This window comes from Streptomyces sp. NPDC029466, from assembly GCF_055574515.1.
This window is the reverse complement of sequence record NZ_JBVHZH010000043.1, coordinates 46,468-67,218: the sequence shown is the minus strand read 5'-3', so window position 1 is coordinate 67,218 and position 20,751 is coordinate 46,468. Positions and strand designations below refer to the sequence as shown.

Below are 20,751 nucleotides of genomic sequence, written 5' to 3'. Positions count from 1 at the left end.
GCCGGCCCCGGCCCCTCTGCCAAGGGTCCGCGATCCCTTGCGTCGGACCGATTGCCCTTACCTGCCGATGAGTTGCGCCCTCCACTCGGGAACGCGGTGAGTTTCACCGAGACCGGCAGTCCATGATGTGCGGTGCGGGTGCGGCGGGCCGTGGGGTCATTCATAGCAGTCCCTCGGGCACGGGTGGGTAACGAAGTCGGTGAGGCCTTGTCAGTGCAATTTCACATTACTATGTTACCGGTCACATTCCAGCCGCTGGCTGTCCAACTGCTTCCGGAGTGACCACTCATGGACAAGCGCACCTGCTCAGCTCTGGCCGCCACACTGGTGGCGGCCCTCACCTTCGGCACAGCCGGGTGCTCCGGCGGGCAGAAGGCGGACGGCGCCCGCGGCCGTAAGAACCCGGCAACGGCCAACAGCGGCCGAGCGGTCGGCGGGACGCCCCAGAAGGGCGGCACCCTCACCGTCCTGTCCAACCAGGACTTCACCCACCTCGACCCGGCCCGCAACTGGGTCATGAACGACATGGATTTCGGGACCCGACTGCTCTACCGCACCCTGGTGTCGTACAAGGCGGCCCCCGGAACCGCCGGCGGCGAGCTGGCGCCCGACCTCGCCACCGACCTCGGCACGCCCTCCAACGGCGCCAAAACCTGGACCTTCCACCTCAAACCGGGGATCAAGTTCGAGGACGGGACGCCGGTCACCGCCCAGGACATCAAGTACAACGTGGAGCGGTCCTTCTCCCCGGACCTGCCCGGCGGCGCCGACTACGCGGCCCGCTACCTCAAGGGCGCCGAGGGTTACCGCGGCCCGGCCAAGGGTGAGCACCTGGATTCCGTCAGGACGCCGAACGACACGACGATCGTCTTCGAACTGCGCACGCCCTTCGCCGAGTTCCCCAACGCGACAGTGATGCCCACCTTCGCCCCGGTGCCGAAGGCGAAGGACAACGGGCCCCGCTACGACAACCGGCCCTTTTCCTCGGGGCCCTACAAGATCGAGACGTATCAGCGCAACAAGAAGCTGATCCTGGTCCGCAACCGTCACTGGGACCCCAAGACCGACGAGATACGCAAGGCCTACCCGGACAAGCTGGTCATGGTGATGGGGCTCAAGCCCAACCAGATCGACGACCGGATGATCGCCGGTCAGGGCGCAGACGCCTCCGCCGTCCCGTGGTTCGCACTGCGACCGGAGAGCGCAGCCAAGGTCCTGCCCAGGGCCGAGGTGCGCGAGCGGCTGCTGGCCGAGTCGACCAACTGCACCGACATGGTGCAGATGCACACCGGGCGGGCCCCCTTCAACAAGGTGAAGGTCCGTCAGGCCGTGCAGTACGCCCTCGACAAAGAGGCCGTGATCACTTCCTCCGGCGGCCCCGCCTTCAATGACGTGTCCCACGCCTACATGCCCGCAGCCCTTTTCGGCGGCAAGCAACCGGACACCTTGAAGATCCCCGCCACCGGCGATACGGACCGGGCCAAGCAGTTGCTGAAGGAGGTCGGGAAGCCGAACGGCTTCACCACCAAGATGACGGTCTCCAACGGGGACAAGGGGAGGGCCGAGGCGATCCAGCAGTCGCTCGCCAAGGCCGGTATCAAGGTCACCATCGAAACGGTCGACCCGTCCGCGTTCTACGCCACCATCGGCGACACCGCCAACCGCACCGACATGGTGTACACCGGCTGGTGCCCGGACTACCCGTCCGGCTCCACCTTCCTTCCCTTCGTCTTCGACGGCCGCTACATCAAGGAGAAGGGCAACACGGGCAACCACTCCCTCTTCCGCGACGAGCCGACCATGAAGCGGATGGACGGGATCGCCGCGATGACCGACGCCAAGGAGGCGAACGCGGCCTGGCGGGAACTGGACGGCAAGATCGTCGCCAAGGCCCCGGCCGTACCGGTCCTGGTGCGCCGCTGGCCACTGGTGGTGGGGACCAACATCGCAGGCGCGTACGGGCAGACCTCCTTCGGCGGCCAGCTCGACTACGCCTCGGTCGGCCTCAAGAACCCTGCCAAGAGCGAGGGCTGAGGAGCGTACCCACCATGGCCTCCACCTCCCTGTCCGCACCGGCCGTCAAGACCACTCCGGCGAGCAGCGGCCCCTGGCAGCTCGCCCGGCAGCACCTGCGCCGACGCACCGCCGTGAAGATCTCCCTCGTCGTGATCGTGCTCTTCGCGATCACGGCGGCGGCCGCTCCGCTGCTTGGCGCGCTGGGCGGCTGGTCACCCGAGGAGTTCGACAAGACCGCCGTCGACCCTTATCTGGGCGGGCAGCCGATCGGCCCGCTCGGCGGGATCTCCGCCGACCACTGGCTCGGGGTCGAACCCGTCACCGGCCGTGACCTGTTTGCCCGAGTCGTGCACGGCGCGCAGGTCTCGCTGTTCATCGCCTTCGCCGCCACCGCGATCGTCGTCGTCGCCGGTACGGCGGCCGGGATCGCGGCCGGCTACTTCGGCGGTCGCACCGACGCGGTGCTCTCCCGGCTGATGGACCTCATCATGTCCTTCCCGTCCCTCATCTTCATGATCGCGATGATGTCGGTGGCCCGGGACGTCAACCGGATCGTGCTGATGACCGCCGTGATCGGGCTCTTCGGCTGGCCCGGCATCGCCCGCGTGGTACGCGGCCAGACGCTCTCGCTCAAGCATCGCGAGTATGTCGACGCCGCCCGTGTCGGCGGGGCCGGCCCCTGGCGGGTGCTCACCCGCGACATCCTCCCGGGCGTCGCCGGACCTGTCATCGCCTACACCACCCTGATCATCCCCGGGATGATCGCCACCGAGGCGGCCCTGAGCTATCTGGGCGTGGGCGTTCGCCCGCCCACCCCCTCCTGGGGCCAGATGATCGCCGAGAGCGTCGCCTTCTACGACACCGACCCCATGTACTTCGTCATCCCCAGCGCCTGCCTCTTCCTCGCCGTGCTTGCGTTCACGCTGCTCGGCGACGCGCTGCGGGACGTCCTGGACCCGAGGGGAAGCCGCACATGACCCTCTACCTCGGCCGCCGGCTACTCGGCGTCATCGGCGTCCTGATCGCCATCGCCGCCATCACCTTCACCGTCTTCTACGTCCTGCCGTCCGACCCGGCGGCCGCGGCCTGCGGCAAGTCGTGCAGTACCGAGCGGCTGGCGGCGATCCGTGAGCACATGGGCCTCGACCAGCCCGTGTGGCGGCAGTTCGCCGACTTCGTCACCGGCATCTTCACCGGACGCACCATGGGCACGGGCCAGTACGAGCTGCACTGCCGCTTCCCGTGCCTGGGCTACTCCTACGAGAACAGCGAAGCGGTCTGGGACCTGCTGATGGACCGTCTTCCGGTCTCCGCCTCGCTGGCCTTCGGTGCCGCGGTGATCTGGCTGGTCCTCGGGCTGTCCACGGGAGTCGCCGCGGCCCTGCGCAAGGACACCTTCACCGACCGCGCCCTCATGGTCGGCGCGGTGGCCGCCGCTTCGCTGCCGGTCTACTTCACCTCGATGATGCTGATCTACGGGGTGATCCGGTTCGCAGGCCTGCTGCCCTACCCGCAGTACGTGCCGTTCGGCGACAACCCGCTCGACTGGGCGTCGAACCTGCTGCTGCCCTGGCTGGCGCTGGCCGTCCTGTACGCGGCGATGTACGCACGGCAGAGCCGCAGTTCGATGATCGAGACGATGGCGGAGCCGTACATCCGCACCGCCCGCGCCAAGGGCCTGCCGCGCCGGACGGTCGTGGTCAAACACGGGCTACGGGCCGGTATGACCCCGGTCCTGACCATCTTCGGCATGGATCTGGGCGGACTGCTCGCCGGCGCGGTGATCACCGAGTCCATCTTCGGGCTCCCCGGCATCGGGCGGCTCTTCTACGGAGCGCTCTCCAGCGGCGACCAGCCGGTGATCCTCGGAGTGACGCTGCTGGCCGCCACCTTCATCGTCGTCGCCAACCTGGCCGTCGACCTGCTCTACGCCGTCGTCGATCCCCGAGTGAGGTACTGATGAGCGCTCGCGAACCCGTGCTATCGGTCAGGGACTTGACGGTCACCTTCCCCACCCCGCGCGGCCCGGCACGGGCCGTGGACGGCCTCGGCTTCGAGGTGCACCGGGGACGGACCCTTGGCATCGTCGGCGAGTCCGGCTCCGGCAAGTCCGTCACCTCCCTGGCGGTGATGGGGCTGCACACCGGCGCTTCGGTCACCGGCTCCATCACCCTGGGCGGCCGGGAGCTGACGGGCCTGCCGGAGCGCGACCTGAACCGGCTGCGGGGCCGGAAGATGGCGATGATCTTCCAGGACCCGCTCTCCAGCCTCCACCCGTACTACACCGTGGGCGAACAGATAGCCGAGCACCACCGCGTGCACTTCGGCAGCGGCAGAAGGGCCGCCCGCGAGCGGGCCGTGGAAGCGCTGGGCGAGGTCGGTATCCCCGAACCGCGGCGCCGGGCGCGGGAGTACCCGCATCAGTTCTCCGGCGGCATGCGCCAACGTGTGATGATCGCGATGGCTCTGGCCTGCGAACCCGAGCTGCTCATCGCGGACGAGCCGACCACCGCCCTGGACGTCACCGTCCAGGCGCAGATCCTGGAGCTCATCGCCCGGCTCCAGGAGGAGCGGGGACTGGCCGTCATCATGATCACGCACGATCTGGGAGTGGTCGCCCGGGTCGCCCACGACGTTCTGGTGATGTACGGGGGAACAAGCGTCGAACGGGCCCCTGTGGACACCCTGTTCGCGGAACCGGCCCACCCCTATACCCGCGCCCTCCTCGACTCCCTTCCTCGTCTCGACGACAGCGACGAGGAACCGCTGCGAGTGATCCCCGGCAGCCCGCCGTCCCTGCTCACCCCGGCCCCCGGTTGCGCGTTCGCGCCCCGCTGCTCCCGGCCGGCCGACGCCCCCGCCGAGGAGCGCTCCCGATGCGAGAGCGAACTCCCCCTCCTCGACGGCCCCGCCGGGCATCCGGCCGCCTGTCACTTCCCCGCATACGAAGGCATGGCCCCATGACCGCCACGTCCACCGAACCCCTGTTGTCCGTACAGAACTTGACGGTGACGTTCCCCGGGAGGAAGCGATCTGCCCCGGTGCGGGCCGTCGACGGCATCACCTTCCACGTGGCGGAGGGTGAGACGCTGGGCCTTGTCGGCGAGTCCGGCTGTGGCAAGTCCACCACCGGACGCACGATCGTCCGGCTCCTGGAACCCACCACCGGCTCGGTCACGTACGACGGACGTGACATCAGCCATCTGTCGCAGCGGGCACTCAAGCCGCTCCGCAAGGACCTCCAGATGGTCTTCCAGGACCCGCACTCCTCGCTCAATCCGCGCCAGACGGTGGCCCGGGTCATCTCCGATCCGCTGCTCGTCCAGGGCAGTTCGGCAACGGGCGCCCGCAAGCGTGCCGCTGAGCTGATGGAGCTGGTGGGGCTCATCCCCGAGCACATCGACCGCTATCCGCACGAATTCTCCGGCGGCCAGGCCCAGCGCATCGGTATCGCCCGCGCCCTGGCCACCGGCCCCCGTCTCGTCGTCGCCGACGAGCCGGTCTCCGCGCTCGACGTCTCCGTCCAGGCCCAGATCGTCAACCTGATGGAGCGGCTCCAGCGCGAACTCGGCCTGGCCTACCTCTTCATCGCCCACGACCTGTCCGTCGTCAAGCGGGTGTGCGACCGGGTTGCCGTGATGTACCTGGGCCGGATCGTCGAGATCGGAGCGAAGGAAGAGGTCTACACCGCCCCGGCGCACCCCTACACACGCGCGCTGCTGTCCGCCGTCCCGCTGCCCGACCCGGCCGCCGAACGGGGCCGGGAGCGGATCACCCTGCTCGGGGACCCGCCCAGCCCGGCCGCTCCCCCGGCCGGCTGCACCTTCCACCCTCGCTGCCCCAAGGCCCAGGAGATCTGCCGCACCGAGGCGCCCTCCCTGCGGAACACGGCACCGGGCCCGGCCCGTCAGGTGGCGTGCCATTTCCCCGAAACGGCCTGAGCACGGCCATGCCCCGGCTCCGCCCGGGAACCGGGGCACGACCGTCCTCGTCACGCTACGACTTGGTGATCCGCACGGTCTCGCCGTTACCGTCATTGCTCAGCACCTCGATCCGGACGCCCGCGGCGGCGTCGGTGAACGTCTCACCGGGCCGGAACGGGCCGTCGTCCAGGGGGCGACAGCCCGACGCCGGGGTGGCACTCGGCTTGGCATCCACGACCCGCATCGGCCCTTCACCGGACTTCACGGAGGAGTCGACCTTGTAGACCAGCGCACCGGCGGCGCAGAGGCCGGTCTCCGCCTGGACGGCCCGACGCGATTCGACGACGTACGCGGTGGAGGGGCCGGTGGGTATCACCGCCATCTTGGTGCCGGGCCCGTACTCGACGGCGGTGAGGTACACCGTATCGCTGCCCGCCGAGGCCCGGCACACGACCTGGCTGTCATCGGTCCAGCCCAGCTTCCAGGAGTGCCAGGCGAAGTAGTGCGGCCCGGCCCCGCCTATCAGACCCATCACGTCCCATCCGCCCACGAAGCGGTGGTCGTCGTCGCCCTTGTCGAAGGCGTACAGATCGGGCAGCCCGAAGGTATGAGCGGTCTCGTGGGCCACCAGTTTCTTCCCCCAGTGCCACATGTCCTGGCCGAAGGTGACCGCCCCCTTGACCCGCCTGCCATCGGCAGCGACGCCCGCCGTTCCCGGCTCGTACACATAGGTGGGGGTGTAGGAGACCGCCGACGCGTTCTTCGTCGGTACGACATAGACCATGTCGTACCGCGAGAAGTCCACGTCCGGATCGGCCGCCGCGACCGCGTCCTTGAGGTACGCCTCGTGTTGCTCGTGCGTCATCCCGCGCTCGTATCCGTAATCGGTGGAGTTGTGCGGCATCCTCGCCCAGTGCTGGTGCTGGGTGATGTCCAGCCATGCCTTGCCGTACGAGGCGTTCCACAGCCAGTCCGCGCCGGGCGTGACCTGTGCGGCGTCGTCGGCCGGGGACTCGGCGGAATAGGCAGGGGCATCCGGGAAGTCCACAAAGACCATGGCTGCCTTGATTGTTCCCGCCGGGCGCTGGAACACGGAGAAGTCCGTGTCGCGCCCTTCGTCCGTTCAGCCGGTGGTGCCGCGCAGCGCACAGTCCGACGCGCTGTCGGCGGCCGGGGCGCCGAGGAGGAACGAAAGCGGGAGCAGGGCGCCGAGCAACACCAACAGAGCTGCCGCAGCATGCGGGCGTGGCACTCCACACGATCGTCAGCGAACCGGTCTTCGCCCTCCTGCCGGCGGCCCACCCCCCACTCGCCACGCGTACGAGGTCCCGTTGGCCTAACTCCTGGAGGAGGACTGGGCGGCCCCCCCGGCCCGACAGCGACCGGACCCCCGAGTACTGGGCTTCCGTCTGCACCGCGACCGGCCGCGCTCCCGTAGACCGTGTCCTACGTGGTGAGGCGGACGAGGCGCTTGTAGCAGCAAAGGGCGGCGGCGAGCCCGAGAAGGCCAGGTAGTTGCGGGAATGGCGCTCGTAGCGGGGGCTGAGTCTGCGGTAGCCGGACAGCCACGACATCGTGCGCTCGATCACCCACCTCCGGCGCCCTAAGCGTTCGCTGGATTCGATGCCTTTGCGGGCGATGCGCACTCCGATCCGCTTGCCGCGCAGCCATTTCCGCAGATCGGCGCGGTCATACGCCTTGTCGGCGTGAAGGCGCTGGGCCTGAGGTACCGGCCTCGGTGGGGGTCGTGTCTCGTTTGGTGAACCGCCACCATGGGCTTCAGCCCTTCGCTGTCGTGGGTGTTGCCGGCCGAGATGCCGACGAGAAGGGGCAGCCCGTTCGCGTCCGACAGGATGTGCATCTTGGAGCCCGGCTTGCCCCGGTCCACAGGGCTCGGACCTGTGTGTTCGCCCCCTTTTTAGCCCTGACATGGGCGGTGTCGAGGACGACGCGGGTGACGTCGATCAGGCCGGTGTCGTCGAGGCGGTGCAGCACGGCTTCGTGCAGGCGACCCCAGACGCCGGCTCTCGACCAGATCAGGAACCGGCGGTGGGCGGTCGACTTCGATATGCCGAAGCAGGGCGGCAGTTGGCGCCAGGAGCAGCCGCTGACCAGGATGTAGACGATGGCCGCGAACAGCGTCTCATCAGGCGTGTCCTGCGTTCCGCCGCCCTGTGGCCGCACTCTCGACGGCGGGATCAGCGGCTTCGCGATCTCCCACAGTCCGTCCGGAACAATCCAACTCCACGTACCCCGCCCCATACCGAAGCCAACGACCGCCTCACCACGTAGGACACGGTCTTACTCCCATCTGTGCTGCTCTGGCAGCAGAGTTGCTCCGAGGGCGAGGCCGTGCCTTTGTTCTTCCCAGAGGCCCCCTGTGTGCAGCCGCTCGATGTTGCAGACGACGTGCTCGCCAGCTGGATCGCGGAGCTTCTATCCGAGCTCGATGCGGGCCTGTCCCACAGGTCGGGCAGGATGCGCCCGCTGCCGTCCGCCTCCAGGGGGTTGAAGACCTCGCGCCACAGCGCACCCGTATCGAGCCATTGGTCGTAGTACGCGTCTGGGTACTCGGGCCCGTCGCAGGAAGCCGCCCGTCCCGACGGTCTGCACCGAGCGTCCGCGGATCCGCAGGACATCCGCCAAGTGCGCCGCCAGCCCTTCCGGATGGGCGGCGGCGCCCCGTCGATCGCGACGCGCAGCCACGGACCGCCGTCCGCCGCCGTCAGCTTTCCGATCCGGTCAGCGCGCGCATCGGTCAGCCGCTCCCAGGAGATCGCTTCCAGCCGCACCCCTCCATCATGCCCGGGCACTGCCGTACGGTGCCGGGTGGGCGCCCGTGGCCGAGCGGCGTCAGCTTCTCGGGTAGCGCCCGGGGGCGAAGAACGACTCGTTGTACGGCTGGTGGGTGAGGGGGTGGAACGCCGCCGAGAAGTCGTCGGCCAGCTCGGTGATCGTGCCACGGCCCTCGACGGCGGTGAGCCAGGACGGGGGGAGGGCGAGGTCGCCGTGGTGGGCGCCGAGGAGGTTGCCGCAGATGGATCCCGTGGAGTCGCTGTCACCGGAGTGGTTGACGGAGAGCAGGATGGCTGACTCAACGCGCGTGTGCTGGGGTGCCGGGTCGGCGGGGCGGGCGAGGGCGCAGTAGACGGCGATGGCCAGGGCCTCCTCGGCGATCCAGCCTCCGCCGAGGGTTTCGACCTTCTCGGGGGTCGCTGTGCCGTCGGCAGCCAGGTCGACCGCCTTGCGGAGGGCGGCCGTCGTCTCCTCGTGGCCGGGATAGCGGGCGAGGAGTTCCATCGAGCGCAGCACGGCGCCTTCGAGGGAGTCGCCGTCCAGTAGGTGTCCGATCATGGCGGCGAAGGCACCGGACGCGTAGTAGCCGGTGGGATGGCCATGGGTGATCTGGGCGCAGCGGGCGGCGAATTCGAAGGCTCGGCGAACGGGCATGCCGGTGAGGCCGAAGGGAGCCGAGCGCATGACCGTGCCGCAGCCCTTGGAGTCGGGGTTGACCGGCCCCGGCGCTCCGAGCTCGCCGAGCTTGTCGGGGATGTGCTCGTAGCGGAGGCCGGAGACGCAGGCGTTGCCGGGGGCACGGCGGGCGTAGAGCCAGGTCTGCTGGCGCAGCCAGCCGGTGCGGTTGTGGGCGAGTTCGGCCGGCGGCGGGGGCGCGGGGTGGTTCTGAGTGTCGAGCCAGCGCAGATAGGCGTTCCGCACGAGGACGGGCCCGGCGGAGCTGATGCCGTCGTCGGTGGCGGGGCCGTAGCGGGCGTAGGCGCGGATGAGGCCTTCCGCGGTGAAGAGGGTCATCTGGGTGTCATCGGAGACCTGGCCGAGAACGACGCCGCCGACCGGCAGGAAGCCGGTGACCCCGGACGGCCCGTAGCCGTTGCGGATCGAGGCCAGCGACTGGAACTCGATCGGGTATCCCAGGGCGTCGCCTATCGCCCCGCCCAGAAGACAGCCACGGACACGGGCACGGCGGGCGACGATGTCGCCCCACGACTGACTGTTCAAGCCGGTTCCCTCACTTGATGGTTGTGCTCATGGTCATTGCGTCGATCGGTCGCGTGGTCGGAGCCTTCCGGCTCAGAAGATCCAGGCCAGGTAGAGGCTGAGCGCCGCACCACCGGCGCCGCCCAGGACCAGCCGCTTCATCCAGGCACTCGCGCGGGTTCCGGCGATCAACCGGCCCACGGCCACGGCCTGTCCCCTGCTCGGCATGATGCCGGTCGCGGCGAACGGCATCCCCAGCGCGGCGACGATCCAGCCGAGGAAGAACAGCGCGCACCAGCGCCAGATCTCGCCGAAGCCGGTGGCGAGGTAGCCGCTCACGGTCTGCTGGACGGGGATGCGGTCGCCCCGTTCGCGGTCTGCCGTGATGGTCGCCTCGTGATCGACGGTCGTTCCGTCGTCTGCGCGGAAGGTGCCGGCGCACGCCGTCTTGTCGCTGTGGTGACGGCTTCCGTGGTCGATCCAGCAGCGCTCGACCGTGAGCGTGCCGTGACGACCGACGAGGCCCGCTGCGTGCGTCGAGTTGTACAGCGAGAAGCCGGCGCAGAGCAGCGCCAGAAAGAAGAAGAGGCCGCCGAAGAGACGCCCTTTCACACTCGGCGCGGGCATCGAGACGAACGGATCCGGCGTCCCCAGTCCTGGCTCCAGCATGGCGCTACCACCCCCCTCCACTCCGGCTGCTCCCGTGATCGCTCACCTTACTCAGCCGGTGCGTCGGCCCCACTGTCAGTGCCATGCCCTAGGTCAGGATTCGCCGAAGAAGTACTGCGCGCCTATGCCTTCGCGTGTGCGATGTGCGGGTGCGACGGGACACCGGGACGGAACCCGGTCGGGACGAACCGCCCTATCTCCCCCGCCGCCAGCCGGAGTTCATGCCCGCCCAAGCCGAATCGAATGATCACGTTCGATAAGCGGATAGCGTCTCAGGGTCAGCCGAAAGGGCTCACCACCACCTTGGAAGCCGCAATGTCGAGGCATGCCGCGCTCCCCTCGTCGATCTCGATGTCGAGATTGATCATGCGACCCGCCACCTCCGCGGCGTTCATCCAGCGGCAATGCTCCCCGCCCCGCGGTGCGTGGCGCGCTCCGGTGTACATCAGCAAGAATGGGCGCTCTCCGGGGCCGCGCTCCCAAAGGCGCGGCGTACTGCCGTCGTCCTCCACGGGGACCAGGACCTGAGCGGAGCGCAGCTCCTTCAGAAGTTCGTCCTCCGTAATGCGGCCGAGCAGCCTGAGCTGGACGGCCCGCTCCACCGTGTTCTCTGCCCGAAGCATTCCGACCGCCGTCGGGGTGGGGCGGTAGTGCCGGTTACGGACGAAGTCGCCGAACCCGCCGTCCTGGTCGATCTGCCAGTCCCCGACGATCCCTTCGCGGGGGACGGGGACGCCACTGAAGAGTGGGTACTCCGGATCGACGGCGATCATCCGCTTGCCCGGAGCGAGCACGGTCGACTTCCGCATGTCGTCGGTGATCTTCGGTACGAGTAGCCTTTGCCGTCCGTCCGATTCGACAATCCGCCTCGAATAGGCGTAAGTGCATAGATACGGCGGCTCCTTGGCCTCCGGCAGCGCCTTGATCTGGGCACGGAGTGTATCCAGGCTCTCCACCTCTCCGCCCGACCTGGGGAGCACTCGGCCCGGGAAAGGCATACCTCCCACCTGGGAGTCCAACAGCCAGTTCAGTGCCTGCTCTGGCGTCAAACCGCGCGCCTTCGCCTCCCGCATCCGCTCGATCCAGAAGACAAGCGCGTTGATGGCGCGATACCCCTGCTCGCGGCTCGGAATACAACCGGCGTTGTCAGAGCCGTCCGCCGCCATCCACAAGTAACCGATGGCGCCCGCGGGATTGCAGTACGCGATGTACCGAACGGGTCCGGCTGGACTCCTGCCGTATTCCTCGGGGCCGCCCACAAGCGTGAGGTGCACGTCCTCCGACAATGGGCCTTGGGGAGTCCCACCGTCTTTCGACGGGCGATCGCCACTCATGATATCTCTCCGTAGATGTGGCACTTACCCTTTTCATCCATAAACAATTGTTTGAAATGAATGTTGCGACCACGTCCGAGCACGATCTCGTTCTCGGTTCCGCCGAAGTAACTGACATCTTCGACGTATGCCGCCGGCGTCCCGTCGGGCGCACGCAGATGAAGCATTGCGGGCTGTTGGTCGAATGTCGCCTTCCCTACTGCGGTCGACATGAAGCCCTTCTCTTGCACTGACTTACCTGACCGGATTCGAACGCGGCTACCTCCGCGTCACCGTCGAAACCCATACCGAACCGCCTGCGCTGGACACGGCTCAATGGGACGCCGTCCTCGACACCTCAGCCGACTTCACCCGCGGACAAGCCTTCGCCTCCTGCTACGACAAGGCCCTCACCACCAACCTCGCCTTCGACGGGCCCGGGACCTACCGGATCCGCGTTCACGCCCGAGGCCGCTGCAACGTCGAGAACGCCGCCCTGCCCCGTGAGCCCCGCCCCACCAAGACCAGCCCTCCCCCTGAGACCTACCTCGTCCAGGTATGGAGGGCCCCCACCGCCCCCGAGCAAACCCACAAGAGCACCAACCACCCCTCCCTGCCCGCAGCCGACTACACCGGCCCCCACCGTCGCTCCCTACCAGTCGGCCGTCAACGCCCCCAAGATCCCTTCCCAGGGCGGCGGGATCATCGTCATCCGGACGTGCTTCACCAACCCCGGCGCCTGGCAAAGCCTCCAGGGCTTCCTCGACAAAGGCGCCGAAGACGGCGGAGGCATCAACGTCACCTCAATCGGCAACAGCGCCTACGGCGGCCTCACCGCGGATCAGCTACGCACCCTGGTAGACCGTGACGACGAGGGCTGGCCCCACCACCGCCTCTTGCTCATCGCGGACGACCAAGCCCTCGCCACGCCCGACTCCCCCCTGCTCGCCGTCGACAACCCGCCAGGAGAACCCGCACCATCCTTCCGCATCCACCGGGCGCATCTGGAGAGCTTCGTGGTCAACATGGACCTGGGAAACACCTTCTTCTCCGACTGGTCACGCGACGCAGACGAAGACGGCATCTACCGCGGGACCCCCGACGGCACGTAGCAACCGGCGGGCACCGGGACGGGATACAGGCGGCTTCGTCCTCCCTCTGACCCCGGGCTGCCACGCCACCGGCCGCCGACCCCATCCACCGACCCCTGGAGCAGCCCGCCGCCGTCCTGCCAGAAACCCCGCCCGAGCCGGCCCTTCTTGAGCGGCGCTGCTCGCCGTTCCCGGCCTCGCACGTCGTGCAGGGCGTTTGCGGGACTTCCACGGCGCCCACCGAGTCCCGCTCCCGGCACCTGCGAGCGGAGGGCCGCCGCCCTCGGCAACCAACGGGGACCGGACTCTCATCGTCCATCCCACGCTGTACGAGGTCACCGGACTTCAGGCTGCTCTGACAGTGGCCACCGACGCCCTCCACCTCACCGACCACCTGGCCGCTTCCTGACGCCATCCACCCCAACCGTTGAGGACTGCCCACGTCGGGGCAGCCCTCAGCTGGCTTATGAGGTCTTTGGAGTATCGGCCCTGACTACCCTGACTGTTCTTTTTCGGCCAGTTCCTCGGGCGTGCCGACGAAGGCGCGACCGCAGTCTGGCGGGAGTCGTTCGACCACCATCCCGATGGCCGCCTCCGCGGTCGGGGCGGGGCCCACGCTCTGGGACCGTGAGGGGCCGCCGACGAAGAAGCCGCCGCCCATCATCGGGGCGATGAACGGGATGTCCCAGGTCCAACGCGGCTCTGTGCACCGGCTGAAGTGCAGCTCGGCCATGCCGACCCAGGGGAACAGTTGCCGTAGTCGGGGCTCGGCGTAGGCGGCGCGTAGCAACTGGCCGTCCACGCGTTGGGTGGTAAGCAGCTTCTGCCATGCGGCTTCGATGATGTCTTCCTCTGTCGTGCCCTCCGTCATGCTCCGCATTCTGCTCGACGTCGAAAGATTTCGGCCAGCTCGCGGTGATAACTCTTGGCCCCGTGTCCCGGGCACTCCTCGCCTTCAGAGGGCGAACGTTTCGTGTCGCCCCGTGTGGGCCAGGCAAGCCGCCGACTACGAGACGGCCAGGCGGGTGTAGTACCGCTGGGCCCCACGGGAGGGGGCGGGCCCAGGCGTCAGCCGACTGGAGCGCTCTCTCCTGCACCAGCGGCGGCACGGGAACACACATTCCCCGCCCACGCCCCCGACACCTGGAACCAGCGGCAACAGACCGCCGGCCATCACCTCGCCGCCACCGACCTCCCAATCCGCCTCAACCCCCGGCCACCGCATCAGCCTGATCCTCCCCGCGGAGCCGGGATTTAAGGGGCAACGCCCATCGCCTGCTCCCCTCCACTGCCCGTGGAGCACGCGGATCGCAGCACCCCTTTGCGCTGCCTGGTCGGCGTGTGGGGCAAGCCGGCGAGAGCGCCATGCGACCACTGGCGCGGCGGATTTCCCAAACACTGGTCCCGATGCGGACGGTCAGCCGGCTTGAGCCACTTCGCGGGGCCCGATGCCATACCGGACCAGGTTGAACACTTTCCGGGCGGCGTAGCGTTTGAGGCAGCGGATGATCTCGCGCCGGGTTTTGCCCTCCGCGAGGCGCCGCTCGTAGTAGGTGCGGGTACGCGCATCGAACCGGAGCCGTGACTGCACATCCCATACAGGGCGGCATTGGCTCCTCGATCGCCGCCGCGGTTGAGGCGGTGGTGATGCTGGCGACCGGAGGAGTGCTCGACGGGGCTGACACCGCAAAGGGCCGCGAAAGACGCTTCGCTCCGCAGGCCGGTCTGGGTTGTCCCCCATTGTGATCAGTAAGGTGGCGGCACTATCCGGGCCGATCCCCACCGGGACAAGCAGCTACGGAAAGTGACGCTCCACCAACCCGGTCAGGTGCCGCTCCAGGTCACGAACCTGCCCAGTCAGCTGATCGATCCGCTGGACCAGCAGGCTCAGGGCGTTGCGGGTGGCTCGCCGGACGGCATCCTTCGCGTCAACGTCAGCCTCACGATCGCGGAATTGCGCGCATGTCCGGACCAAGGCCAGAGTCTTCAGCTGCCGGTCGGTCAGGTTCTCGGCGAACTGCAAAACCGTGACCAGGGACGGTACCGCCGGTGCTATCCCCGGGGCACCACGGACCCCGAAAGCGCCGGCGGCTCGTCGACGAAGACCTCCGCCAGACGGTCCCGCACCCGAATCGGCAGGCTCCCCTTGGGGAAAGCCGCCCGGGCCACCGCCGCGGTCTGCTCCGGGACCTCCGGCAGAACCTTCGGCCGCAACGACATCCGCATCATCTCCCCTGCGGCCGCACGGCAGGAAAGCGACCACGGGAACGATCATCTCGTCAATCCGCCACTCCCCGCAGCGAATTGCGCAGCAGAGTCACCCTGGCCCAAAGTCACTCAGGTGGTCCCGGCGTCTCCTTGACGCTCGGCCGCCTGCCGTTGCAGCTCTCGGACCCGCTCCAGAGCCTCGTATGCTTCTTCCACCTCCTCGTCGTCCACCGAACCGGCGCCCCAGTTAGAGGGATCGTTCTGCTCCTCCTTCAAACGGCGCACCGCCCTGAAGTGTTCGCCGTGCAGGACTTCCAGCATCGTCTCCCCACAGCGCTGCGCTTTCCTGGCAGGAGCCGACTGGGGGAGCCAGAAGGCTGTCGAGCGACCCTCTCGCAGCGCACTGAGCCGGTAGCACACGACCTGGTCGGGTGTGTCGAAAGCGACGGCAGGCATGCGGAAGAGCGGCATCAGGTCGGGGTCCTCGGAGAAGAGCCGCAGTTCGGTGTCGATCATGCTGGTGGGTACGGCCGCGGGACCGCCCCGGTCGGGGGGGATGGCCAGTTGCCAGGGCTGGTTGGTGAAACGGGCCCACAGTCGGAGCCGTCCCATCCCGCCGTCGACGATGACGAAGAGCTCATGGGGCAACACGACGCCGTAGCATTCGCGCAACACCTCGCGCGGGCCGAGGCCAGCCTCGTGCAGTGCCCGCGCCAGCCTGGTCATCGACGCATAGTCGTCGCGTGACGCCTCCGTCCGCAGTCGGTCGAGGGCCTCGGGGGTCATCGCCGCCCTCCTCGTCTCCGCGGCTTCGTGACATCGTCCAATGCCCTTTGGATACGGTGCCAGAGAGCGGTGAGCTCGGGAGCGGTCATCGCCGAGATGATCTCATTCGTCGTCTCGTGCGCCAGTTGGACGGCCCGCTGGTATCGCTCGCCCTGATCGGCGCCTTCATTGATCAGGGTTGCGACGTCCTTCTCGAGTTTCTTCAGGCGCGCTTGGATGACCGGGCTGTCGGCGGTCAGCCTAGGGTTGTCGGACATCAGCATGGCGACGTCCTCGACATGGACAAAGATCTTGTTCTGCAGTTCGACCCTGACGTCCTCACCCACGCGAATGGCCCGGGAGAACTCCCTGGCCAGGGTGTGAGCACTGGCATTCGACTGTGACTGGATGATGAGCGCGTACATCCGGTGGCTGACGCGAATGGCTTCCAACCACTTCTTACCGCGCATCCGCCCCTTAGCAGCCATGAGGACATCCCATGGCCTGACGGTGAGGCCCCGAGTCCGGTCTTTGGGCAGTGGACTCGTGCTGGTGCTCGCGTCTGGGGCGTACACCACGGAGAAGTCCGTACCGAAGGTCTTCATGAGCTTGTTCCGGAAGTTGCGTCCCTCGGCGCTGCCGACGTCGAAGAGCTTGCCTTGGCTGCGCGCGTTGTTCCCGGCTTCCAACAGGGCCTTGGTTCGCGCATTCTGGAAGATCCCATCCCCGTGGACCTTGTCCCATGCCTTGACGAGCATGTTCGGCTCGGTCGGATAAAGCATCTGCGGATACTGCTTGGCGATGGCCTCCCGGATGGCTCGGTCCAACTCGTTGGCGAGCAGGGTGAGCTGCTTCGCACGGTTGTCGGCGTGTCTGCCCCAGTCGAAGTGTTTGAAGTGGTAGCCGCCAATGGTGAGAAGGGGGTGGCGCTCCATCTCGGAGAGCACCTTCTCGTAAGCCCTCAGGACCCCCAGCCCGCTGATGGTGGCGACACCCGTGTCTGCGTCCTGGCTCACGATGTGGACCTGGTTGTTCACCTCTCTGAGGATCTCCATCGCCGTCCGCGTGTACTCGGAGCGGATCACCTCCTCACGGAAGAGGCCGTAGGGCAGCGCTTCCTTGTCGCGTAGGCCCTTCTCATTGGCCTCGGCACGCTTCTTGTGACGGCTGTTCAGCTTTTGGTACGCCGCACGCACCACCGCGATGTCGACCGCGTCGTTGCCCTTGACCCATCTCGGTGTCCAGACGAAGCCGAACACCGCCACGCGGAGCTCCGGCCGCCGGTCGACGCTGCCGATGGCGTCACGGACGGGGTCGCCTCCCTGCGGGTTGAGCCGTTCGAACGTGTTGATGCCGATGACGACTGCGGTTCTCGCCTCCGCCAGGTCCTGGGCATGTGTGGCTCCCGTGCCCGCCCAGGCGTGGTCGAGGTACCGGAGCGCCACCTTCGGGTTCTTCCGAATCTCGTCGGGGATGGCCGCCATATTGACGACGAAGCCGATCCAGCGGTCGTTGCCCTTGATGGGCTGCGTGATCGGGTGCAGTTGCACAGCCGCGTACGGGTGCCTCCTGATGTCGATGGACTTCTTCGCCCTGCCGATCTTGTAGGGGAAGAGATCCCGGTACGATGTGCGCTTCTTGGGGTTGATCGCCACCGTGACGAAGTACGTTCCGGGGGCCGCCTGCTCCAGCTGGATCTGAGTGAGACGGTGCCGCTGCTTGATGGCCGGCAGCCCCTTCCGCACGCTCTCCTCCGTCGCCCCTTCCGCATCGAGCAGACGCGTCGCCTCACGGACAGCGGCGTCGAGGGCGCGCAGCATGTCATTCTTGGGTCGCTTGTCGGGACGCTTCTTCTTCGGGTCGCGCCTCCGCTTCGGCCTGCCCAGGTCGGGACGGCGGCGCTGAGTCGGACGGCGCCTGCGCTGTTTGGCTGGTCGCTTCCGGTCCGGCCGGTGCTTCGGCTTCGGCTGGGGCTTCTTCTTCTCGAACTTGGACTTGATCTTGGCCCACAGCTTCTTCACCAGGCCGACGATCTTGTCGATCACCCAGTCGATCGCCCGATTCACCGGCTTGGACATCGCGTGGACGATCTGCTTGACCTTGGCAGCGATGCCGCCGACCCCCAGAATCGCGGCCAGGACGCCCAGCAGGACCGGGATGGAGCGGGCCAGGGCGCGTTCGATGAGGCCCGGGACGCCGCCGCTGCCGCCCCTGGCGATCGCGATGACCGCGTCGAGCACGGCGTTCACGAACTCGAAGATCTGGCGCGCCTGGGTGACGATGAAGCGCACGATGTCGATGATCAGCTTCACCGCACGCACGAAGGCGGATGCCGGGTTGAGCAGTGAGAGCACCCACATGATCCCGGCCTGGATGATCGTGGGCGTCACATACGCGATGACCTTGTCGAGAAGGTCTTTCTTCAGGTCGCCCACGCGCGTCTTGAGGTCGTCCCACATGCCCGCGACGCCCCGCTTGCGGACCTCCGAGACCAGCGGGATCGCGGTTTCGGCCGCCGCGACGGCTGGTTCCATCTTGGGGACCTTGCGGACGATCCGGGAGCGGATGTTCTGCCAGGTCAGCCCGAGCAGGGAGGCGAGCATCTTCAGGACGCCCTGGGCGTCGAACTTCGACGGCAGCTCGATGCCCGCCTCAGCCGTCTTGCCGAGCAGCCAGGACATGATGCCCTGTTGCAGGTGGCGGCCGATGTTCGCCAGGAACTGCTTGAGACCGGCGCCGACAGCCGAGACCAGGTTGCGGAGGAAGCCGATCGGGTCCTTGAGGATCAGCATGATTGCCGACGCGGCCTTGGCCAGGACCGACAGCAGCAGCCGCTTCAGCTCCATGATGGTGTTGATGACGGACTTGACCGCGTCCACGGCCTTGGCCACGAGGCCCTTGTTCTTCACCTTCTCCGCGGCGATCTCGTCGTCGACGGACTTGAGCGCGTCGGTGTACTTAGTGGCCAGCGTGTCGACGAGCTGGGTGCCCTTGTCGTCTACGGACTGGGTGAGTTCGTCGAACTTGTCGGTGAACTCGGCAGCCGCCTGCTGTCCGATGGACCGCAGGTCGGCCGGGAGTTTGCGTACCGCGGCCTGCAATTCGGTCCGGCCCTGGGCGATGCGGCGCTTCGCCCGGTTCAGCTCGCCGCCGATGGTGTCGGCGACGTCGGAGATCACTTGCCGCATCCGGCGGACGTAGTTGTCGCGGGCCTCCTCGAAGATCTTGTCGGCTTCGGCGGGCAGCCCGGCGAACAGGTCCCGGACCCAGCGCGCCTTGCCTGTCCAGCCCGAGTACCGCCGGTCCTTGTACTCGTCCATCTTCCGCTTGTGCTCGGCGGTGAACGCGTCCCGCGCCGCCTTCTCTTCCTTGCCGAACTGGTCGTCGACCAGCTTGTCGAGGCCGTCGAGGATCGTCTCGACGTCCTTCTTCATCGTGTCGAAGACGCCCTGCAGGATGGCCGTGACCTGGGCCCGCTTCTCCTCGTCCCGCCCCTTGGCGCCGGTCTTGCCCGCGCCGACCTGCTGCCCGGTCCGCACCCGCTGGGCGCCGATCGCGCTCATGGCAGCGGCGCCGAGCCGCTGGGCCTGTGCGGTGGCGGCACGCAGTTCCTTCTTCTCGTGCCCGCGCATCCGGCCGGGGGCCACTTCGGAGTGCCGTTCGGCAGCCTTCTTCTCGCCCAGGGCGTTCTTGAACGTGGGCTCGTTGGACTTCTTCAACTGCGTCTCGGTGACCTGCGCGTCCGCCATCTGCCGGTCGACCCGTGCGGGACCGGCGGACAAGTCGGTGGCCGACGCCGGCAGCTTGTCCGGTACGGCGTTCGCCGGATTCGGCGTGCCCGGGGTACCGGGCGGCCGGTCCGGGGTCATGGGGACGACCTTCTTGGGCACGGCCGCCGAAGTGTCGGGGGGAGCGGCGGTCGTCGTGGCGATCTGCTCGGCCGAGTCCGTCTTTCCCTCGCCGACCTTGCCGTGCACCTCGGCACGCACCTCGTCGGCCTTGCCGGAGTCGGCGAACTTGTCCGCCTCGTCGAGGTTCTTCGGTGCCTTCTCGGCGATCGCCTTCTCGACCGCCCTGATGAACGCGTCCTTGTCGAAGTCCTTCGGCTTGGCCTCGTTCATCTTCTCGGCGTTGGCGGTCTTGCCCTGCGCCTCTTCGTCGTCCTTGGGCGGCCGGGCCGCGTCCTGCGCCGCCGCCGATTCGGTCCTCGGAGGCGGGTGCGAAGCTGCCACCGAGCGCTTCTTGTGCCGCACGTCCTTCTTCAGCGTCGCGAACTTCGGATCCGCGTCCGGGCCGGGACGTGCCGTCACCTCCGGCGCGCCACCGGACGCCGCGGCAGCGTCCGCCGGTACAGGTTCGGCCGGTGCCGGTTCGGCAGCGGGCGGCTGCGGAGGGCCCGGCTGCGTACGGCTGGCCGCCGCGACCGCACCATTGCCGAGCATGTCCTGCCCCGCAGGCGGCAACCGGGCTGATAAGGGTGGAAGCGGCGCCGGTCCGCGTCCGCCGGCCAAAGCGGCCGTTACCGCCGCGTTGGACGCGGGGAACTCGGGTCGTGCGGGGTGACGTGCCTCTGGCCGTTCGTGTGTCGGCACAGGTCCCGTCTTCGACACCCCGGGCCGCAGCGCGAGAGCTTTCGGCGGTGGCATCGGACGGAATCCCTCCCACGGCACGTCGGTGCCGACAGGAACGCGGTGTCCTGCTGACACTCCCTGTCAAAAGGTGGCAGCACGGGCGTGACCAGGGCGTCACCCCTCTGTTTCCGAAGCGTCT

At 68.0% G+C, this 20,751-nt stretch carries 17 protein-coding genes and 3 pseudogenes; 8 read left to right on the top strand and 12 right to left on the bottom strand.

The window, feature by feature from the left end; all coding sequences use genetic code 11:
• The first annotated feature begins 288 nt into the window (after positions 1-288).
• The 5 genes from ACZ4XD_RS28560 to ACZ4XD_RS28540 are packed head-to-tail and all read left to right on the top strand — an operon-like array spanning position 289 to position 5,957.
• On the top strand, positions 289-2,034 hold the full coding sequence (locus ACZ4XD_RS28560; protein WP_468046740.1) for an ABC transporter substrate-binding protein: 1,746 nt from the start codon (positions 289-291) through the stop codon (positions 2,032-2,034).
• Between the two features lie 14 nt (positions 2,035-2,048).
• Positions 2,049-2,993: an ABC transporter permease gene (locus tag ACZ4XD_RS28555; protein ID WP_468046738.1), complete on the top strand. Its 945-nt coding sequence runs from the start codon at positions 2,049-2,051 to the stop codon at positions 2,991-2,993.
• Entirely contained in the window at positions 2,990-3,976 is a 987-nt protein-coding gene (locus tag ACZ4XD_RS28550; RefSeq protein ID WP_468046736.1) for an ABC transporter permease, read from the top strand. Before ACZ4XD_RS28555 ends, ACZ4XD_RS28550 begins: the two co-directional genes overlap by 4 nt.
• On the top strand, positions 3,976-4,980 hold the full coding sequence (locus tag ACZ4XD_RS28545; protein WP_468046734.1) for an ABC transporter ATP-binding protein: 1,005 nt from the start codon (positions 3,976-3,978) through the stop codon (positions 4,978-4,980). The genes ACZ4XD_RS28550 and ACZ4XD_RS28545 overlap by 1 nt, the downstream gene beginning before the upstream one ends.
• Entirely contained in the window at positions 4,977-5,957 is a 981-nt protein-coding gene (locus ACZ4XD_RS28540; protein WP_468046732.1) for an ABC transporter ATP-binding protein, read from the top strand. Before ACZ4XD_RS28545 ends, ACZ4XD_RS28540 begins: the two co-directional genes overlap by 4 nt.
• A 55-nt stretch (positions 5,958-6,012) precedes the next feature.
• Here the strand turns inward: ACZ4XD_RS28540 and ACZ4XD_RS28535 are convergent, their stop codons facing one another.
• The 6 genes and pseudogenes from ACZ4XD_RS28535 to ACZ4XD_RS28510 all read right to left on the bottom strand — a co-directional run bounded on the left by ACZ4XD_RS28535 (position 6,013) and on the right by ACZ4XD_RS28510 (position 10,604).
• Positions 6,013-6,996, bottom strand: coding sequence for a M6 family metalloprotease domain-containing protein (locus tag ACZ4XD_RS28535; protein WP_468046730.1), 984 nt, complete (start codon positions 6,994-6,996; stop codon positions 6,013-6,015).
• Positions 6,997-7,062: 66 nt separating this feature from the next.
• Positions 7,063-7,191, bottom strand: a complete 129-nt coding sequence (locus ACZ4XD_RS28530; protein WP_468046728.1) for a hypothetical protein — start codon at positions 7,189-7,191, stop codon at positions 7,063-7,065.
• Positions 7,192-7,385: 194 nt separating this feature from the next.
• A pseudogene (locus tag ACZ4XD_RS28525) lies at positions 7,386-8,201 on the bottom strand (IS5 family transposase).
• Positions 8,202-8,356: 155 nt separating this feature from the next.
• Positions 8,357-8,731, bottom strand: a pseudogene (locus ACZ4XD_RS28520) (nucleoside/nucleotide kinase family protein); the annotation flags it as partial.
• A 61-nt stretch (positions 8,732-8,792) separates the two neighbouring features.
• Complete coding sequence (locus ACZ4XD_RS28515) at positions 8,793-9,956, bottom strand: ADP-ribosylglycohydrolase family protein (protein ID WP_468046726.1); 1,164 nt, start codon at positions 9,954-9,956, stop codon at positions 8,793-8,795.
• A 72-nt stretch (positions 9,957-10,028) separates the two neighbouring features.
• The gene (locus tag ACZ4XD_RS28510) at positions 10,029-10,604 is read right to left on the bottom strand and encodes a hypothetical protein (RefSeq protein ID WP_468046724.1); all 576 of its coding nucleotides are present in this window, start codon (positions 10,602-10,604) and stop codon (positions 10,029-10,031) included.
• A gap of 90 nt (positions 10,605-10,694) precedes the next feature.
• Here ACZ4XD_RS28510 and ACZ4XD_RS28505 point away from each other — a divergent pair.
• Positions 10,695-10,787, top strand: a pseudogene (locus ACZ4XD_RS28505) (phosphorothioated DNA-binding restriction endonuclease); the annotation flags it as partial.
• Positions 10,788-10,882: 95 nt separating this feature from the next.
• On the opposite strand, the gene ACZ4XD_RS28500 reads toward ACZ4XD_RS28505, so the two are convergent.
• Together ACZ4XD_RS28500 and ACZ4XD_RS28495 are read right to left on the bottom strand one after the other, a co-directional pair.
• Positions 10,883-11,938 carry a hypothetical protein gene (locus ACZ4XD_RS28500; RefSeq protein ID WP_468046789.1) on the bottom strand — a complete coding sequence of 352 codons (1,056 nt, stop codon included), beginning with the start codon at positions 11,936-11,938 and terminating at the stop codon, positions 10,883-10,885.
• A complete protein-coding gene (locus tag ACZ4XD_RS28495) occupies positions 11,935-12,168 on the bottom strand; it encodes an ADP-ribosyltransferase (protein ID WP_468046722.1) in 234 nt (77 codons plus the stop codon). Before ACZ4XD_RS28495 ends, ACZ4XD_RS28500 begins: the two co-directional genes overlap by 4 nt.
• Positions 12,169-12,420: 252 nt before the next feature.
• On the opposite strand from ACZ4XD_RS28495, the gene ACZ4XD_RS28490 reads away from it, so the two are divergent.
• A complete protein-coding gene (locus ACZ4XD_RS28490; RefSeq protein WP_468046720.1) occupies positions 12,421-13,029 on the top strand; it encodes a DUF6924 domain-containing protein in 609 nt (202 codons plus the stop codon).
• Positions 13,030-13,501: 472 nt separating this feature from the next.
• Here the strand turns inward: ACZ4XD_RS28490 and ACZ4XD_RS28485 are convergent, their stop codons facing one another.
• Both ACZ4XD_RS28485 and ACZ4XD_RS28480 read right to left on the bottom strand, forming a co-directional pair.
• Positions 13,502-13,879, bottom strand: coding sequence for a DUF6193 family natural product biosynthesis protein (locus ACZ4XD_RS28485; RefSeq protein ID WP_468046718.1), 378 nt, complete (start codon positions 13,877-13,879; stop codon positions 13,502-13,504).
• A gap of 383 nt (positions 13,880-14,262) precedes the next feature.
• A complete protein-coding gene (locus tag ACZ4XD_RS28480) occupies positions 14,263-14,727 on the bottom strand; it encodes a transposase (RefSeq protein WP_468046783.1) in 465 nt (154 codons plus the stop codon).
• Between the two features lie 85 nt (positions 14,728-14,812).
• On the opposite strand from ACZ4XD_RS28480, the gene ACZ4XD_RS28475 reads away from it, so the two are divergent.
• The gene (locus tag ACZ4XD_RS28475) at positions 14,813-15,370 is read left to right on the top strand and encodes a hypothetical protein (RefSeq protein WP_468046716.1); all 558 of its coding nucleotides are present in this window, start codon (positions 14,813-14,815) and stop codon (positions 15,368-15,370) included.
• Here ACZ4XD_RS28475 and ACZ4XD_RS28470 read toward each other — a convergent pair.
• Positions 15,346-16,002 (bottom strand): hypothetical protein, encoded by a 657-nt coding sequence (locus ACZ4XD_RS28470; RefSeq protein WP_468046714.1) that lies wholly within the window; start codon positions 16,000-16,002, stop codon positions 15,346-15,348. The genes ACZ4XD_RS28475 and ACZ4XD_RS28470 overlap by 25 nt on opposite strands.
• A complete protein-coding gene (locus ACZ4XD_RS28465; RefSeq protein ID WP_468046712.1) occupies positions 15,999-20,423 on the bottom strand; it encodes a phage tail protein in 4,425 nt (1,474 codons plus the stop codon). The genes ACZ4XD_RS28470 and ACZ4XD_RS28465 overlap by 4 nt, the downstream gene beginning before the upstream one ends.
• Positions 20,424-20,751 lie beyond the last annotated feature (328 nt).